The sequence below is a fragment of the Extensimonas soli genome (genome assembly GCF_029211265.1).
Lineage (GTDB): Bacteria > Pseudomonadota > Gammaproteobacteria > Burkholderiales > Burkholderiaceae_C > Extensimonas > Extensimonas soli.
Map to the genome: position 1 here is coordinate 52,328 of NZ_JARGEL010000011.1, position 17,083 is coordinate 69,410.

The 17,083-nt window shown below is 64.0% G+C and carries 11 protein-coding genes; 8 read left to right on the forward strand and 3 right to left on the reverse strand.

From position 1 onward, the window contains the following. Window positions 1-4: 4 nt before the first annotated feature. From PYV55_RS03350 to PYV55_RS03360, 3 genes are all read left to right on the forward strand, one after another. Complete coding sequence (locus PYV55_RS03350; protein ID WP_144731797.1) at window positions 5-325, forward strand: DUF1289 domain-containing protein; 321 nt, start codon at window positions 5-7, stop codon at window positions 323-325. Continuing rightward, the gene (locus PYV55_RS03355) at window positions 322-960 is read left to right on the forward strand and encodes a 2-hydroxychromene-2-carboxylate isomerase (RefSeq protein ID WP_275849262.1); all 639 of its coding nucleotides are present in this window, start codon (window positions 322-324) and stop codon (window positions 958-960) included. Before PYV55_RS03350 ends, PYV55_RS03355 begins: the two co-directional genes overlap by 4 nt. Before the next feature lie 193 nt (window positions 961-1,153). Then, the gene (locus PYV55_RS03360) at window positions 1,154-2,812 is read left to right on the forward strand and encodes an MFS transporter (protein WP_275849264.1); all 1,659 of its coding nucleotides are present in this window, start codon (window positions 1,154-1,156) and stop codon (window positions 2,810-2,812) included. Here the strand turns inward: PYV55_RS03360 and PYV55_RS03365 are convergent. Further along, window positions 2,797-2,988, reverse strand: coding sequence for a hypothetical protein (locus tag PYV55_RS03365; protein WP_407066759.1), 192 nt, complete (start codon window positions 2,986-2,988; stop codon window positions 2,797-2,799). The genes PYV55_RS03360 and PYV55_RS03365 overlap by 16 nt on opposite strands. 504 nt (window positions 2,989-3,492) lie before the next feature. On the opposite strand from PYV55_RS03365, the gene PYV55_RS03370 reads away from it, so the two are divergent. Then, window positions 3,493-9,345, forward strand: a complete 5,853-nt coding sequence (locus tag PYV55_RS03370) for an excinuclease ABC subunit UvrA (RefSeq protein WP_472924674.1) — start codon at window positions 3,493-3,495, stop codon at window positions 9,343-9,345. Window positions 9,346-9,410: 65 nt separating this feature from the next. Here PYV55_RS03370 and mnmA read toward each other — a convergent pair whose 3' ends face one another. Next, a complete protein-coding gene (mnmA, locus tag PYV55_RS03375; RefSeq protein WP_275849268.1) occupies window positions 9,411-10,526 on the reverse strand; it encodes a tRNA 2-thiouridine(34) synthase MnmA in 1,116 nt (371 codons plus the stop codon). Between the two features lie 39 nt (window positions 10,527-10,565). Further along, window positions 10,566-11,048 (reverse strand): NUDIX hydrolase, encoded by a 483-nt coding sequence (locus PYV55_RS03380; protein WP_275849270.1) that lies wholly within the window; start codon window positions 11,046-11,048, stop codon window positions 10,566-10,568. A gap of 99 nt (window positions 11,049-11,147) precedes the next feature. Here PYV55_RS03380 and PYV55_RS03385 point away from each other — a divergent pair, with 99 nt between their 5' ends. The 4 genes from PYV55_RS03385 to PYV55_RS03400 all read left to right on the forward strand — a co-directional run bounded on the left by PYV55_RS03385 (window position 11,148) and on the right by PYV55_RS03400 (window position 17,064). Beyond that, window positions 11,148-11,960, forward strand: a complete 813-nt coding sequence (locus PYV55_RS03385) for a tyrosine-protein phosphatase (RefSeq protein WP_275849272.1) — start codon at window positions 11,148-11,150, stop codon at window positions 11,958-11,960. A gap of 366 nt (window positions 11,961-12,326) precedes the next feature. Next, window positions 12,327-15,434 carry an AAA family ATPase gene (locus tag PYV55_RS03390; RefSeq protein ID WP_275849274.1) on the forward strand — a complete coding sequence of 1,036 codons (3,108 nt, stop codon included), beginning with the start codon at window positions 12,327-12,329 and terminating at the stop codon, window positions 15,432-15,434. Continuing rightward, complete coding sequence (locus PYV55_RS03395) at window positions 15,431-15,676, forward strand: hypothetical protein (RefSeq protein ID WP_275849275.1); 246 nt, start codon at window positions 15,431-15,433, stop codon at window positions 15,674-15,676. The genes PYV55_RS03390 and PYV55_RS03395 overlap by 4 nt, the downstream gene beginning before the upstream one ends. Further along, the gene (locus PYV55_RS03400) at window positions 15,673-17,064 is read left to right on the forward strand and encodes a hypothetical protein (protein WP_275849277.1); all 1,392 of its coding nucleotides are present in this window, start codon (window positions 15,673-15,675) and stop codon (window positions 17,062-17,064) included. Before PYV55_RS03395 ends, PYV55_RS03400 begins: the two co-directional genes overlap by 4 nt. Window positions 17,065-17,083 lie beyond the last annotated feature (19 nt).

Below are 17,083 nucleotides of genomic sequence, written 5' to 3' on the forward strand. Positions count from 1 at the left end.
ACACATGAACGCCGAAGAAACTACCAAACCCATAGCTGCCCGCGCAGGTCTGCTGGCGTCTGCGGGCTATTTTGATGCAGATTCCGACGAGGTCATCCCCTCGCCTTGCATCTCGGTGTGCCGCATGGCGCCCGACCAGAGCCATTGCGAAGGCTGCTTTCGCACCGTGGCCGAGATCCGGGCCTGGGCCAGCGCCGATAGCGCCGCACGCTTGGCCATCTGGGCGCGGCTCGCACAGCGCGCGGGCTTCGTTTTTCCTCCGCGCGCTGAGAGCCCTGTGTCGGAAAACCACACTGCCGAAGGCGCCTCTGCGCGCAAGCCATGAAGCACATCACCTTCTACCTCGACTTCCTCTCGCCCTACGCCTGGCTCGCGTTCGAGCGCCTGCCGCTCGCCTTGGAAGGGCTGAGCTACAGCGTGCGCTATCGGCCCGTGCTGCTGGGTGCGCTGCTCAAGCAGCACGGCAACCCTGGGCCGGGCGGCATTGCGCCCAAGCGCGACTGGACCTTCCGCCACGTGGCGTGGCTGGGGCACACGCTGGGCATTCCGCTCAAAATGCCGGCGCGCTTTCCCTTCAGCCCGCTGCCGCTGCTGCGCCAGGCGCTGGCCTGCAGCGACGACGGCAGCGTCAACCGCTTCGTCGCGGGCACGCTGCTGCGCCATGTGTGGCAGGGTGGGCAGGACGCGCTCGATCCGCAGCGTCTCGATGCGCTCGCGCAGGCCCTGGCCGAGCAGATACGCCCCGGCCAGAGCAGCACGAGCGAGGCGCCCAAGGCGCTGCTGCGCGCCAACACCGACGCCGCGATCGCGCAAGGTGTGTTCGGCGTGCCGGCCTTCGTCGTCGATGACAAGCTGTTCTGGGGCCTGGACAGCCTGCCCATGCTGCGCGCCTACCTCACGGGCGACGCCTGGTTCGACGGCCCCGACTGGGACGCCGTGCGCCAGTTGCCCTCGGCCTAAAAGCTGCCGACCCTGGGCCGGTCACGTCATTTCCCGCATTACGAAATGAATGATGCGGGTTTGACCTGATTTTGTCAGAGCCTCGTCAGTTTGGCGTCAGAGTCGGGTCAGCGGCAGCCCGAAAAATGCCATGGCTCGCGTTGGGCGTTTGGCCCCGGCGCGGATCGCATGGCTTTTTTGAGGAGACAAATCCATGGCAACCCATCCCGCCCCCCGTCCCATGACGGCCGAGGAGAAGAAGGTCATCTTCGCCTCGTCGCTCGGCACCGTGTTCGAGTGGTACGACTTTTACCTGTACGGCTCGCTCGCGGCCATCATCGCCAAGCAGTTTTTCAGCGGCCTCGATGAAGGCTCGGCCTTCATCTTTGCGCTGCTGGCCTTTGCCGCAGGCTTCATCGTGCGGCCTTTCGGCGCGCTGGTGTTTGGCCGCCTGGGCGACATGATCGGGCGCAAATACACCTTTTTGGTGACCATCCTGATCATGGGCCTCTCGACCTTCATCGTCGGTATCCTGCCCAACTATGCGAGCATAGGCGTGGCCGCGCCGGTGATCCTGATCGGGCTGCGCCTGCTGCAGGGCCTGGCGCTGGGCGGTGAATACGGCGGCGCCGCAACCTACGTGGCCGAGCACGCGCCGCACGGCAAGCGCGGTGCCTATACCTCATGGATCCAGACCACCGCGACGCTGGGCCTGTTCCTGTCGCTGCTGGTGATTCTGGGCACGCGCACGCTCATGGGCGAGCAGGCCTTTGGCGACTGGGGCTGGCGCATTCCGTTTGGTGTGTCCATCCTGCTGCTGGCCGTGTCGGTGTGGATTCGCCTGTCGCTGTCCGAGTCGCCCGCGTTCCAGAAGATGAAGGCCGAGGGCAAGACTTCGAAGGCGCCGCTGTCCGAGTCTTTTGGCCAGTGGAAGAACCTGAAGATCGTGATCCTCGCGCTGGTCGGCCTCACCGCAGGCCAGGCCGTGGTCTGGTACACGGGGCAGTTCTATGCGCTGTTTTTCCTCACGCAGCAGCTCAAGGTCGATGCCGTCACGGCGAACCTGATGATCGCCGCGGCGCTGCTGATTGGAACGCCGTTTTTCGTGGTCTTCGGCGCGCTGTCCGACAGGATAGGCCGCAAGCCCATCATCATGGCGGGTTGCGCACTCGCCGCGCTGACCTACTTCCCGACCTTCAAGGCGCTCACCGAAGCCGCCAACCCCGACCTCGCCGCAGCGCAGGCCAGGAGCAAGGTGGTGGTCGTGGCCGACCCGGCCGAGTGCTCGTTCCAGTTCAACCCCACGGGCACGGTGAAGTTCACGAGCTCCTGCGACATCGCCAAGCAGGTGCTGGCCGCAAATTCGGTGAGCTATGAAAACGAAGCCGCGCCCGCCGGCACGCCCGCGGTGATCAAGATCGGCGATACGGTGATCCCGAGCTATTCCTCCAAGGGCCTGCCGCCCACAGAGGTCAAGGCCAAGGATGCCGCGTTCAAGAAGGCCGTGGCCGACACGCTCAAGGCCGACGGCTACCCGACCAAGGCCGACCCCGCGAAGATGAACAAGGGCATGATGATCGCGCTGCTGACCTACCTTGTGCTCCTGGTGACCATGGTGTATGGCCCGATCGCCGCGATGCTGGTGGAGCTGTTCCCCACGCGCATCCGCTACACCTCGATGAGCCTGCCCTACCACATCGGCAACGGCTGGTTCGGCGGCCTGCTGCCCACGACCTCGTTCGCCATCGTGGCGCAGACGGGCAACATGTACAACGGCCTGTGGTATCCGATCATCATCGCGGCCATCACCGCGGTGGTGGGCACGCTGTTCGTGCGCGAAACCAAGGACGTCGATATCTACGCCAACGACTGACCACCGCGTGCGTTCACGTGATCCAGGTACAGCCTGGCGCCGGCCGTGGTCTCCTGCACGCTCGCGGCGACGATGCCCGAAAACCCCGCCGTCTGCCCGATCAGTAGATCGGCATGGGCGCATAGGCTAGCGACGGCCAGGGCAAGGCCTGCCCATAGTGACATCCAACGTTGCATTTCCTTCTCCTCTGAGGGTAGTACTCGCTGACAAACAGGTATTCAGTCTAACGGACATGACGTGAGGCACACCCCTCCTACAATGCCCCGCCTCACCCACACACGACCCCCATTGCAGCCATGACCCAGGGACTGATACGCATCCGCGGCGCGCGCCAGCACAAGCTGCAGAACCTCGACCTGGACCTGCGCATGGGCGAGCTCACCGTGGTCACGGGCCCCAGTGGCTCGGGCAAGTCGAGCCTGGTGTTCGACACGCTCTACGCCGAGGGCCAGCGGCGTTACGTGGAAACCTTCAGCGCCTACGCACGCCAGTTTCTCGACCGCATGGACAAGCCCGCGGTGGACAAGGTCGAGGGCGTGCCGCCGGCGATCGCGATCGACCAGACGAACCCCGTGCGCAGCTCGCGCTCCACCGTGGGCACGATGACCGAGCTCAACGACCACCTCAAGCTGCTGTTCGCGCGTGCGGGCCGGCTGTTCGACCGGCAGACCGCGCTGCCCGTGCAGCACGACACGCCCGAGAGCATCTACGCTGAGCTGCAGCGGCGCTGCGCCGCCGAGGATGCGCGCATCGTGCTCACCTTTGCCGTGACCGTGCCCGCGGGCACGCCGCCCGAGCAGATCGAGCAATGGCTGTCGGCGAGCGGCTTTACCAAGGTGCAGGCCGAGCGCGAGGAGCCCGGCGCGCCGGGGCAGGCGCCCGTCAAGGTGCTCGACGTGGTGGCCGACCGCTTTCGCTGGAGCGTGGCCGACAAGGCGCGCGTGGTCGAGGCGATCGAGCTCGCGCTGCAGCGCGGCGGCGGACAGCTCACGGTGTACCGGCTGGGCGAAGGCGGCAAGGCTGCGGGCGAGGCCGGGCGCGAAAGTAAAGGCGATGGCAATGCCGACGGTGCGCCCGAGCGCTGGCGCTTTTCCAGCGGCCTGCACTGCCCCGACAGCGGCCTGCACTATCACGAGCCGCTGCCGTCGATGTTCTCGTTCAATTCCGCCGTGGGCGCGTGCCCGACTTGCCGGGGCTTTGGCCGCGTGATCGGCGTCGATTGGGGGCTGGTGATCCCCGACGACAAGCTCACGCTGCGCGCCGGTGCGATCAAGCCCATACAAACGCCCGCCTGGAAAGAGGTGCAGGCCGACCTGCTGCGCCACGCCGAGGCCGCGGGCATCCCGCGCGACACGCCCTGGAACCGACTCACGCCCGAACAGCAGCACTGGGTGCTGCAGGGCGCGCCGGGCTGGTCGGGCCAATGGCAGAAGCAGTGGTACGGCATCCAGCGCTTTTTCGACTACCTCGAAAGCAAGGCGTACAAGATGCACATCCGCGTGCTGCTGTCCAAATACCGCAGCTACACGCCCTGCCCGGCCTGCGGCGGCGCGCGCCTGCACAGCGAAAGCCTGCTGTGGCGCGTGGGCAGCAAGGCCGCGGCCGACGCCGTGCTCGAACCCGCGCAGCGCTTCATGCCCGTGGGCCTGCCCTGGAGCCGCGCGCAGCTCGAGGCGCTGCCGGGCCTGTGCCTGCACGACCTGATGCTGCTGCCCATCGCGCGGCTGCGGCGCTTTTTCGCGCTGCTTACAGAAGAACTGCAGCAGGCGCAAAACGCTTCTGAATCAGGAGCTGCCAGCGCTGTACCCACGAGCGCAAAGGGCGGATTTGACCTCAAATCGCACGGCGAGGCGCAGGCGCTGCGGCTGCTGTACGACGAGATCAGCACGCGCCTGCGCTACCTGTGCGACGTGGGCATAGGCTACCTCACGCTCGACCGGCAAAGCCGCACGCTCAGCGGCGGCGAGGTGCAGCGCATCAACCTGACCACGGCGCTCGGAACCTCGCTGGTCAACACGCTGTTCGTGCTCGACGAGCCCAGCATAGGCCTGCACCCGCGCGACATGCACCGCATCACCGAGGCCATGCTGCGCCTGCGCGACGCGGGCAACACGCTCGTGGTGGTGGAACACGACCCGGCCGTGATGCTCGCCGCCGACCGCGTGATCGACATGGGGCCGGGCCCGGGCGCGCAGGGCGGGCGCATCGTCTTCGACGGCACTCCTGCGGCGCTGCGCCAGGCCGACACGCTCACGGGCGCGTACCTGAGCGGGCGCAAGCAGGTCGGCTTCGGCTACAAGCGCCGCGTGACCGAAGCCACGCCGCGCCTGATCCTCGAAGGCGCACGCGCGCACAACCTGCAGAACGTGACGGTGGAGTTTCCGCTGCAGCGCATGGTCACGGTGACGGGCGTGAGCGGCTCGGGCAAATCCACGCTGATCCAGGACATCCTCGCGCCTGCGCTGCTGCGCCACTTCGGCAAGCCCACCGAGCCGCCCGGCGCACACGAGCGCCTGCTCGGCGCCGACCACCTGAGCGACGTGGTCTTCGTCGACCAGTCGCCCATAGGCAAGACCGCGCGCTCCAACCCCGTGAGCTACGTCGGCGCCTGGGACGCCATCCGCGCCCTGTTCGCCGACGCACCGCTCGCGCGCCAGCGCGGCTACACCGCGGCCAAGTTCAGCTTCAACAGCGGCGACGGCCGCTGCCCCACCTGCGGCGGCTCGGGCTTCGAGCATGTCGAGATGCAGTTTCTCAGCGACGTCTATCTGCGCTGCCCCGACTGCAACGGCCAACGCTACCGCCCCGAAATCCTCGAAGTCACGATCGAGCGGAAATGGGGGTCAGATTCCAATTTTGCCGACGCTTCGGGCGCGCTCCAGAAATTGGGGTCAGATTCCAATTATTTTGGCGACTCTGAAGAGGGGCAGAAATTGGAGTCTGACCCCAATTTGGCAGAAGAAGGCCGGAAATTGGAATCTGACCCCAATTTCCGCTTCCGGCGCCTGAACGTGGCGCAGGTGCTGGAGCTCACGGTGGCCGAGGCGGTGCAGGCGTTTGCGCAGGACCGCGAGGTGCTGCGCATGCTGCAGCCGCTCGTGGACGTGGGGCTGGGCTATCTGGCGCTGGGGCAGCCCGTGCCCACGCTGAGCGGCGGCGAGGCGCAGCGCCTCAAGCTCGCGGGCTTTCTGGCGCAGGCGGGCAAGAGCGCGTCGGCGAGCCGGCAGCCGCTCGCGCGCAAGGGCACGCTGTTCTTGTTCGACGAGCCCACCACGGGGCTGCACTTCGACGACATCGCCAAGCTCATGCGTGCGCTGCGCAAGCTCCTGGACGCAGGGCATTCGCTGATCCTGATCGAGCACAACCTCGACGTGATCCGCGCGAGCGACTGGCTGATCGACCTGGGCCCCGAAGGCGGCGACGCGGGCGGGCGCATCGTGGCCGAGGGCTCGCCCGAAGACCTGCGCCAGCACCCGAGCTCGCACACCGGCCAAGCGCTGCGCGACTACGACCAGACGCTGGGCCTGGGTTCAGGCGCCGTGCAGGAAGCGGCACCGATACTCCTGCAAACAGAGCTGCCCACGCAAGCAGGACGGGCGCAAGAGGCCCCAAACACTATAGACATCGTGAACGCTACCGAGCACAACCTGCAGCACCTGAGCGTGCAGATTCCGCGCGGGCGCTTCAACGTGGTCAGCGGTGTGAGCGGCTCGGGCAAGTCCACGCTGGCCTTCGACATTCTGTTCAACGAGGGCCAGCGCCGCTACCTCGAAAGCCTCAACGCCTATGCGCGCAGCATCGTGCAGCCCGCGGGGCGGCCCGAAGTCGATGCGGTTTATGGCATTCCGCCCACGGTGGCGATAGAGCAGCGCCTCTCGCGCGGCGGGCGCAAGAGCACGGTGGGCACGAGCACCGAAATCTGGCATTTCCTGCGCCTGCTCTACGTCAAGCTCGGCGTGCAGCACTGCATCCACGACGGCGCCGCGGTGCGGCCGCAAACGCCCGAGCGCATCGCCGCGCAGCTGCAGCAGCAATACCGCGGCCAGCACATCGGCTTGCTCGCGCCGCTGGTGCAGGGCCGCAAGGGCATTTACACCGAGCTTGCCGAGTGGGCGCGCGCGCGCGGCTACAGCCATTTGCGTGTGGATGGTGAATTCGTGCCCACTGCGCCATTTCCGCGCCTCGACCGCTTCAAAGAGCATAGCATCGAGCTACCCGTGCTGAGTTTGCACGTGACGCCCGAGGCCGAAGATCTGCTGCGCGACGGACTGGCGCGCGCGCTCGAATTGGGCAAGGGCGTGCTGCACGTGCTCGCGCCGCTCGACGGCCTGGCCGAGGCGCTGGCCGCGGGCGTCTCTACGGCCGGGGTCGGCACGCTGCAGGTGTTTTCCACCACGCGCGCGTGCCCGGTGTGCGCGACCAGCTATGCCGAGCTCGACCCGCGCCTGTTTTCGTACAACAGCAAACACGGCTGGTGCCCCGACTGCGTGGGCACGGGCGTGCTGCTGAACAAGGAGCAGCGCAAGCTGTTCGACGATTCGCAGCGCGCCGACGACGCCAAGGGCCGCGAGCAGACCTTTGCCGAGCCCGAAGTCGAAGACCTGGCCGACACCGTCTGCCCGAGCTGCCAGGGCACGCGCTTGAACGCCACGGCGCGCGCGGTGCGGCTCGAATTGCCGGGCGCCGGGGCGCTCGCCACGACCGATGTCGGCACCGACGCCAGCGCCACGGCCAGCACCTTGACCGAGATCCCGGCCGACACCGCCACGCACGCCGGCATCGCCATCACCACGCTCGCGCGCCAGAGCGTGCGCGAACTGCGGCGCTGGTTCGCGGGGCTGCGGCTGCAGGGCCGCGCGGCCGAAATCGCGCGCGACCTGCTGCCCGAAATTCAAAGCCGCCTCGCCTTTCTCGAAGAAGTGGGCCTGGGCTACCTCACGCTGGACCGCGGCGCGCCCACGCTCAGCGGCGGAGAGGCGCAGCGCATCCGGCTCGCGGCGCAGCTCGGCAGCAACCTGCAGGGCGTGTGCTACGTGCTCGACGAGCCCACCATAGGCCTGCATGCACGCGACAACCGCGTGCTGCTGCGCGCGCTGCAGCAGCTGCGCGACCAGGGCAACACGCTGGTGGTGGTGGAGCACGACGAGGACACGCTGCGCGCCGCCGACCACCTCATAGACATTGGCCCCGGCGCGGGCCGGCGCGGCGGGCGCCTGGTGGCGCAGGGCAGCGTGCAAGACCTGGCCGCCGAGCCCGCATCGCAAACCGGGCGCTACCTGCTGCACGCCATGCGCCACCCGCTGCAGCCGCGCCGGCCCGTGGTGCCTGACCCGGCCTGGGAGAGCGGGTGCTCTGCAGCCACGCAAAACGCTACGGATAAAGAAGCTGCCAGCGAAGATTCCATAAGCGGCAAGGCCGAATTTGACCCCCAAACCGTGCAGCCCGCCGAATGGCTACGCCTTTACGGCGCGCAGCTGCACAACCTGCAGCAGCTCGACGTGCGCGTGCCGCTGCGCCGCCTCGTGGCGGTCACGGGCGTGAGCGGCTCGGGCAAATCGACGCTCGCGCGCGAAGTGCTGCTGCGCAATGTGCAGGCCTGGGTGCAGCAGCGCAGCACGCGCGCCGGGCGCGAAGCCTTGGACGCGGGGCGCGCGCCGGCGCTCGTGGGCTGCACGGGGCTCGCGGGCTTCGAGGGCATAGACCGCGTGCTCGAAGTCGATCAGACCCCCATAGGCAAGACGCCGCGCAGCTGCCCCGCGACCTACATCGGCTTTTGGGACACGGTGCGCAAGCTGTTTGCCGAAACGCTAGAAGCCAAGGCGCGGGGCTGGGGGCCGGGGCGCTTTTCGTTCAACACCAGCGCGGGGCGCTGCACAAGCTGCGAGGGCCAGGGCATACGCACCATAGGCATGGCCTTTTTGCCCGACGTCAAAGTGCCGTGCGAGGCCTGCCACGGCGCGCGTTTCAACCCCGAGACGCTCACGGTGCGCTGGCGCGGCAAAAGCATTGGCGACGTGCTGCGCATGGAAGTGGATGAGGCGGTGGAATTTTTCGCGAGCATGCCCAGCATCGCGCACCCGCTGCAGTTGCTCAAGGAAGTGGGCCTGGGCTACCTCACGCTGGGCCAGCCCAGCCCCACCCTTTCGGGCGGCGAGGCGCAGCGCATCAAGCTCGTGACCGAGCTCAGCAAGGTGCGCGACGAGGTCGGCCGCCGCGGGCAAAAGGCGCCGCACACGCTCTACGTGCTCGACGAGCCCACCGTGGGCCTGCACATGGCCGACGTGCGCCTGCTCATCGCTGTGCTGCACCGCCTGGTCGACCACGGCCACAGCGTGCTCGTGATAGAGCACGACCTCGACCTGATCGCCGAGGCCGACTGGGTCATAGACCTGGGCCCCGAGGGCGGCGCCGAGGGCGGCCGCATCACCGCTGCGGGTACGCCTGAAGCCGTCGCGCAGCTGCCCATTCCCACGGGCCAGGCGCTCGCGCCGGTGCTCGCGCGCGGGGCGGACGGGACAGGTGGCGCGGACTGAGAGGGCAGAGCGCCAGCCTGAGCCCCCCTTGGGCGCGCGCCGCATGGGGGCCTGCGAGGCTGAGCTTACGCGGTGTCGGCCGCCGCAATCACCCCGCCGCCCAGGCACACCTCGCCCGCGTAGAGCACGGCGCTCTGGCCGGGCGTGACGGCCCACTGCGGCGTGGCGAATTCGAGGCGGAACTGGTCGCCCTGCGTGTGCACCAGCGTGCACGCGGCGTCCTGCTGGCGGTAGCGCGTCTTGGCCGCGTAGGCGCCCGGCGCGGGCGGCTGGCCGGCGACCCAGCTCGCATCGAGCGCGTCCAGGCGCTGCGAGAGCAGCCACGGGTGCTCGTGCCCCTGCACCACGCGCAGCACGTTGCTCGCAAGCTCCTTGCGCGCGACGAACCAGGGCGCGTGCGCGCCACCGCCGCGCTGCGCGCCGCGCTCCTTGACGCCGCCTATGCCCAGGCCCTGGCGCTGGCCCAGGGTGTAAAAGCTCAGCCCCACGTGCTCCCCGAGCTTGCGCCCCTTGTCGTCGAGGATGGGGCCGGGCGTGTGGCGCAGGTAGCGCTGCAAAAATTCACGAAACGGCCGCTCGCCGATGAAGCAGATGCCGGTCGAGTCTTTTTTCTGCGCGTTCGGCAGCCCGATTTCGGCAGCGATGCGACGCACCTCCGACTTTTGCAGCTCGCCCACGGGGAACAAGGTCTTGGCAAGCTGCGCCTGATTCAGGCGGTGCAAAAAATAGCTCTGGTCCTTGCCGGCATCCAGCCCCTTGAGCAGCTCGAACAGCCCGCTCGCCGGGTTCTGGCGCACGCGCGCATAGTGGCCGGTGGCGATTTTTTCCGCGCCCAGGCGCATCGCGTGGTCGAGAAAGGCCTTGAACTTGATCTCGGCATTGCACAGCACGTCGGGGTTGGGCGTGCGCCCGGCTTCGTACTCGCGCAAAAATTCGGCGAACACGCGGTCTTTGTATTCGGCGGCGAAGTTGACGTGCTCGATTTCTATGCCCAGCACGTCGGCCACGGCTGCGGCATCGACGAAATCGACATTCGACGCGCAGTATTCGCTGTCGTCGTCATCTTCCCAATTCTTCATGAAGATGCCGACGACTTCATGCCCCTGCTGCTGCAAAAGGTAGGCCGACACGGCGGAATCCACCCCGCCCGAGAGGCCCACGACGACGCGGTATTTGTGCATGGGCGGAATTATCCCGCGCCCCAGGGTGTTGCCAGCTTCTCAGGCGCCGTTCCACACGCTCGTGTCGGTGTGGATCAATTCGAGCGGGTGGCGCTGCCCGCCCAGGTAATCCTGCAAACATTGCAGCAGCACGGGGCTGCGGTGGCGCTCGGCGCAGGCGCGGATTTCATCGGGCGTGAGCCAGAGCGCGCGCACGATGCCCTCGTCGAGCTGGCGCCACTCGTGGTGCGTGCCCACCGTGCCCGCAAAGGCAAAGCGCAGGTAGGTGATGTCGTCCCCCGTGCGCGTGCGCCGGAAGCGGTTGAGGTAAACGCCCACCAGCGCCGTGGGCGTGAAGTCGTAGGCCGTCTCCTCGAGCACCTCGCGCACGCAGGCTTCTATGGGCGACTCGCCCGGGTCCAGGTGCCCGGCCGGGTTGTTGAAGCGCAGGCCATCGGCCGTGTCTTCTTCGACGAGCAGAAAGCGGCCGTCGCGCTCGATCAGCGCCGCCACGGTGACATTGGGTTTCCAGCGGTTGGGCATGGCGCGCATTATCGCCATGCGGCCCGAGAGGCTGAGGCTCTGGCGCGCGCGGCCCGGGCTGACATCCCCGCGCAAAACACGAGCCGTCAAAATACCGGCATGACTTCCCCCACCACACCCCCAGCCCCCGCCGGCGCGGCGCCCGCACCAGCCTGTGCCCTCTCCACTCCGCCGCGCGCCCTGGCGCTCGAAGGGCTGACGAACTTCCGCGACCTCGGCGGCTACACCGGGCTGCAGGGGCGGCCCGTGAAGTGGCGGCGGCTGTTCCGCTCCGACCAGCTCGGCGCGCTCACGCCGGCCGACCAGCAGCGGCTCGCAGAGTTGGGCATAGTCCGCGCGGTGGACTTTCGCGGCATGCACGAGCGCGCCGCGCAGCCCTACGCGCTGCCGGGCGTGACGCAGTACGCGCTGCACGTCGAGCCCACGGTGGTGCAGCGCGTGCAAGAGCTGCTGCAAAAAGGCAGCGCGCCCACGCCGGCCGAGACCGTGCGGCTCATGCAGGACACCTACCGCGCCTTCGTGCACGACAACGCGCCGCGCTTTGCCGAGCTGCTGCAGCTGCTGCTGGCGAGCGACGCGCCGCTGGTCTTCCACTGCACCGCGGGCAAGGACCGCACGGGCTTCGCCGCCGCGCTGATCCTGCTCGCGCTCGGCGTGCCGCGCGAGGTGGTGATGCAGGACTACCTGCTCACCAACGCGCTATACCGCCCGCCGTTCCTCGCGTCGTCCAGCACGCCGCGCGAGGTGCTCGAGGTGATCTGGTTCGTGCGCGAGGATTTCCTGGACGCCGCGCTGCGCCTGATCGACGCCGAATACGGCGGCCCAGAGCCCTACCTGGAGCGCGTGCTCGGCCTGAACGCCGCGGCGCGCGCCAGGCTGGCGCAGCTGTATCTGCAGCCGCCCACGGCGTGATCGCTTCGTTTTGCGTAGCTGCTTGTGTTTGGTGTGTTGTCAAAAGTGTCCTTGTCCCTGAATTCCGTATCCCATAACCGATATCATGGGCTGGCTGGCTTGGGTTGAGCGGCAAGCCAGTTTTGGCCTATCTGGGACACGGTTGCCCCAGGCAAGTCGAACTAGCCTGACAACCTTTTCAGGAAACCGCCGACTTGGACTATCAACCCGCCAAATTGAACCTGCTGCCATTGAATCTGGAAGGCCTTCAGAACTCCCAGACCCACTGCCAAAAATTCTGAAACAGATATCACGGTAGCATTGACAACCGTCTGATGAGGAAACCATACCGGATCTTTGCCTCATCTGCCCGACACACTCAACCCTATGTCGAACAGCACTCGCTACGAACCTCAGGATTTATTCAAGGTTGCCAAGTTTATTGCGCGCATCAGCGGCACCCGGAAAATCGGGCATCCCCAGTTCCTGATCGCGCTGGAATTCTTCAAGCCGCTGAAAGGCGACGACGATGCCAGTCGCCGGATCGCTCCCAAAGATCTCCAGGCCGCCACGCCTGTCATCCTGAACGCCTATGACGGTAATCCGCGCTTGCCTCTGTCCGAGGAAATGCGCCAGATGCGCAACGACATGGACCTCACTGGTACGCAATTCGAGGTCATCGACGAAGCCATTCATCCAACCGAAACCAGCACCGCATTCATTCGCATGCTGGTTCGCAGCATGGAAATCGCCGGGAAAAATGAATGGGACATCACGCTGGAGACCATGCTGACCGCCTGGGGCAAAGAGTCTGGTGCCTCTGAGCGGGACCGGGTGTGGGCCAAAACCTTTTCAGAGTCTTTGTTCACCTATTTGCGCGGGAACCCCTACCATCTTTATGATTCGGCAGCAGACCCAACCCCCTCTGCGGGGCTGACACCATCCACCAAAGCCGCAACCACAACGAAACCCTGTCCCGCCACGCTACGGGCTACGCTGCGAACTCCCTACACCCAGGCGCTGAGCGAGCAGGTGCTAGGGCAACCGTTGGCCTTGCGCTGGTTTGATGAATCGCTGCTGCTGAGCGCGTGGATGCCCTCCAGGCGAGCCCACCCTGAAGTATTCCTGCTTGCTGGCCCTTCGGCGACAGGCAAGTCCACCTTTGTTGACGCCTTGCGGCAGGAGTGGGCACTGCGAGGCGGTGAGCACATCACCATCGACATGGCCAGCATGCTCTCTTACAACGAAGGGTTTGGCCTGACCGGCCTGCGTGCAGGCTACGATTCTGCCGGGCCCGGACGCCTGACCTCCTACGTACAGGAGCATCCTGACGCTCTGGTGATATTGGAAAACGTCACCCAGGCGCACCCGAACGTGCAGGCCCTGCTGATACCCTTGCTGACCAGCGGCAAACTCGCCGACGAATACGGTTTTGGCCCCGGAGCTGACCGCGGCCATCCCGACTCCAGAGACGTGTCATTTGCCAACGCGACCGTGATACTCACCTGTACAGTCGGTGAGGAAGTATTTGAGCTGCCTGCCAACCTAAAGCGATACGACTCTGACCCTGACGCACTGGTGGCCTTGCTGAAAGATGCCATGGGCAACATTGCGTCCGATGGCGTCCGGTCGCGCAACCCGCGCACGCGGGATACCGAGCAGCCCAGCCCCCTTGCGCCCTACCTCCGGCAAGTCAACATGCTCCCCTTCAGACCGCTGGGTCTGGCAGCGTTGGAGCAACTCGCCTTGGCCGGCGTGGCGGATGTAGAGAACACACTGGCCGCCAAAGGAATAGCGATCCACTGGACTGCAGGCGGCGGAGACGCTCGCCAAAAGCTGGGGCGCATCCTCGCGCTATCCAGCGCCCCACAATTCAGCCCGCTGATGGTGCGGCAACTCGCGGCAGACCAGATCCTGCGCCAATGGTTGTATCAAAACACCCACCTCACAGACGTGCATGAACTCAGCGTCAGCATTGAAGACGCTGACCCAGAAGCCATCAACCCGAGCCAAACGCCGGAGGCCTTGCAGCGCGAGTTTTTCCGGCGCGGGCAACGCCTGGCATTCAGGGTCACCGCACAAGGCCCGGACCAGTTGCTCCTCGGTGACATCCGGATCGACCGGGTCGCCACCCAGCAAGACTACGGCATTGAGGGCGGGCTTACGGTCGAAGTACCGCAACAGAAATTCAAAGACATCTTCGGCCATGACGTCATCAAAGACCGCCTTGCCGAAGTGGTGCGCCTTCTGAAAGACACCCACCCCCAAAACCAACTCAGCCTACCGCGCGGCATGTTGCTGCACGGGCAGCCGGGCACCGGCAAAACCATGCTGGCCAAGGCGCTGGCCTGCGAAGCTGGCTTGCCTTTCATCGCCGCCAGCGGTCCACAATTGTTGCAGATCAACGCTATTCGCACCATTTTCCGCAGAGCACGCCAATACGCCCCGTGTTTGGTTTTTCTGGACGAAATCGACGCCCTGGGCGTACGTGGCCAGGGCGGGATTGACCCCTGCATCAACCAACTGCTTGTGGAAATCGACGGCTTCCAGGCCTCCGATGAAGGGCATGTGTTCGTGATCGCGGCCACCAACTTCCACGACAAGGTAGACCCGGCCCTGACACGATCTGGCCGTCTCGACCTGTGCTTGGAGGTACCCCTGCTCGACCGCGATGCCCGCCGCCACTTCCTGGAAAAGCTGCGTGCAGAAATCCGTCTGAAGGCCGGCGAGGCCTTCCCGCTGGATGACCTGCTGGAGTTGAGCGCCGGAATGTCCGGTGCCGACCTGGAGAAACTGACTCGCGAGGTGCATCTGACGGCGATCCGCCGGGGACAACAGGAAGTTACCCGGGCAAACCTGCTGGAAGAGCTCAACGTCATCAAGCATGGCGCCAGGCTCGATAACCCGCCGCTGCGCACCCAGTTGGCCGTCACTGCGCATCACGAAGCGGGGCATGCCGTGGTCGCGCGTGCGCTCAATCCAGATGTCCGCATTGAACAGGTCACCATCGTGCCCCGCCGCAATGCCTTGGGGTTTACGGCCTACTCGGAAGAGTCTTGTCCCCGGAGGGCATTTGATCGACAAGAAGTCATGGACCTCATCTGCGTGGCCCTGGGCGGCAGGGTCGCCCAGCGCAAGTACATGGCGCAGCAAAAGGGCGAGCAAGCGCTGGACACCGGCAGCGACGCGGGCGCAGAGTCCGACTTGAAACAAGCCACCCGACTGGCGTGGTTGGCCGTTACCACTTGGGGACTGGATACAGAATTTGGCTGGGTTTCCATCCAACCCTGGGACAATGAATCATCCATACCGAAGCTCCTGGAAGAACTGGCCACACAGCGCGTCAAGGCTTGGATGGGAGAAGCACGCACGAAGACAGAGCAGGTGGTGGACGCAAACTGGCAAGCCATTTGCCGCTTGGCGGACGGATTGCTGGCTGAAGAAATGCTTTTGGGGGATAAAATCGAATCACTGTTCAAGGAAATAAAGAAATGATTGACCGTTGCTATGAGGTTGTTCTGATAAGAGAAAAAAAAGCACCAAACAAAAGCAAATCATCTTCTGGCGATTATCGTCCAGAAATAATCGTGTACCTTCCCGACGAAAATAACCAAAAAAATAATCAAGACAAAAAATCATTGCAAAGCGGCGAAGACAAACCAAGAGCAATTGATAAAAAAGATAAACAAAAGGGAGGTGCGAATAGTCTGGAAAATATGAAGGAGCCAGGCATATGACCAGCAGCGCAGAAAAACAAAACCTTCGCGCAGAATTACCTGATTCCAAGACCAAAAATACACCAAAGACAAATGAATCGCCAAATTCCAACCAGTCCGTTTTTGAATCGAAAGGGATTAATATTCGTCGCGTGACGAATTTAAAAGACGAGTTCCCAGAAGAATCTTATGAAGTGATTCGCTTGTATAAGCTAGAGAAAAAAACAGCAGAATGGAGAATATCCTACTTTAACCCTTGTCTTTCATCACCCCTAGACCCGCATGCAGAAACATTCATATGGAAATCCATGTGCCCCACCAGGGGGCTTTGGGAATCGAATGCTGTCGACCAAGCCATACTAAACCGCCTATTTTTATTGGGCAGCATAACCGCCGCCAAGATTAAAATCAAACAACAGCTCGTCGATTTATCTAAAACAAATACAGATGGCAATAAGGACGCCCAAGAGAACGGGCTACGCCACCGCCCTCCAAAAATCTTCGCACTTTCGAGTGGCGCATTGTGCCTGTCAGCAATTTCACTGATTTTAGTTGAAGCTTATTTGCCAAATCCACGGCCATGGATATTTTTATCCCTAGAAATATCTAGAAGCACGCCGCTCTGGATAGTTTTTGTATGTGCTTTCGCGATTTATTTCGGTGCTTTTGCAGAAGCCATTTACCAATCATTGCACAAAGATGCAGATCATGAAAAAATTGAAGACCTGTCCGCATCTACTGCCAAAATTCGCTCCGGCATTTCGCAGGAATACCTAAAAGTGGCATGCGGTCATTTTGAGGAAACTGGTGAAATAAAAGACATTAGCAGTAGTCAAATTTTGCCAGAATTCATGATTCGAGAAATTGATGAAGAGTTACAAATCAAATCGTCTTTTGATAGCCTAGATAAAGTGATTTCAAATCAACTGCAGGCTGTTTCCATAGATCATCAAAAAAGACAAGGGCAACGATTACACGTCCAAAAAAGCGTCGTGGCAGCAGGCAGCGGCATCTTCACCGGATTTTTCACTTACGAGGTGGGTGATTCGATATTGAAATTCATCCATGCATCACAGCATGCAGACGACCGCTCCTTGCAATACTGGCTGTTCACCAAGGCGGGCGTCTTTGCCGCGCGGCAGGGGGAGGGCATGTCTGCTGCTGAAATTCCCGTACATCCCGTGGTGGGTGCAGCGCATACGGAACAAGAGGCTAAGCATGATCCGACCGCCACCGTCAAAAGTATTAACGAACTCGACCAGCACTATGGCCACAATTTCGCCCACCATGAGATCATTGGGCAGGCTTGGCTACTGACCATCACTATTGTGGTCACCTGGATCGCCGGGTTTATTGCCTGGCACAAGCCCCACGAGCAACGTGGTGGCGGACACGAACACCACGGCTAAAATTACCTTTGAAAGGACT

Bases quoted from the DNA above. Each gene is read 5' to 3' on its own strand.
- PYV55_RS03350 (WP_144731797.1), top strand. From the start codon at position 5: ATGAACGCCGAAGAAACTACCAAACCCATAGCTGCCCGCGCAGGTCTG.
- PYV55_RS03355 (WP_275849262.1), top strand. From the start codon at position 322: ATGAAGCACATCACCTTCTACCTCGACTTCCTCTCGCCCTACGCCTGG.
- PYV55_RS03360 (WP_275849264.1), top strand. From the start codon at position 1,154: ATGGCAACCCATCCCGCCCCCCGTCCCATGACGGCCGAGGAGAAGAAG.
- PYV55_RS03365 (WP_407066759.1), bottom strand. From the start codon at position 2,988: ATGCAACGTTGGATGTCACTATGGGCAGGCCTTGCCCTGGCCGTCGCT.
- mnmA (WP_275849268.1), bottom strand. From the start codon at position 10,526: ATGCACAAATACCGCGTCGTCGTGGGCCTCTCGGGCGGGGTGGATTCC.
- PYV55_RS03380 (WP_275849270.1), bottom strand. From the start codon at position 11,048: ATGCCCAACCGCTGGAAACCCAATGTCACCGTGGCGGCGCTGATCGAG.
- PYV55_RS03385 (WP_275849272.1), top strand. From the start codon at position 11,148: ATGACTTCCCCCACCACACCCCCAGCCCCCGCCGGCGCGGCGCCCGCA.
- PYV55_RS03390 (WP_275849274.1), top strand. From the start codon at position 12,327: ATGTCGAACAGCACTCGCTACGAACCTCAGGATTTATTCAAGGTTGCC.
- PYV55_RS03395 (WP_275849275.1), top strand. From the start codon at position 15,431: ATGATTGACCGTTGCTATGAGGTTGTTCTGATAAGAGAAAAAAAAGCA.
- PYV55_RS03400 (WP_275849277.1), top strand. From the start codon at position 15,673: ATGACCAGCAGCGCAGAAAAACAAAACCTTCGCGCAGAATTACCTGAT.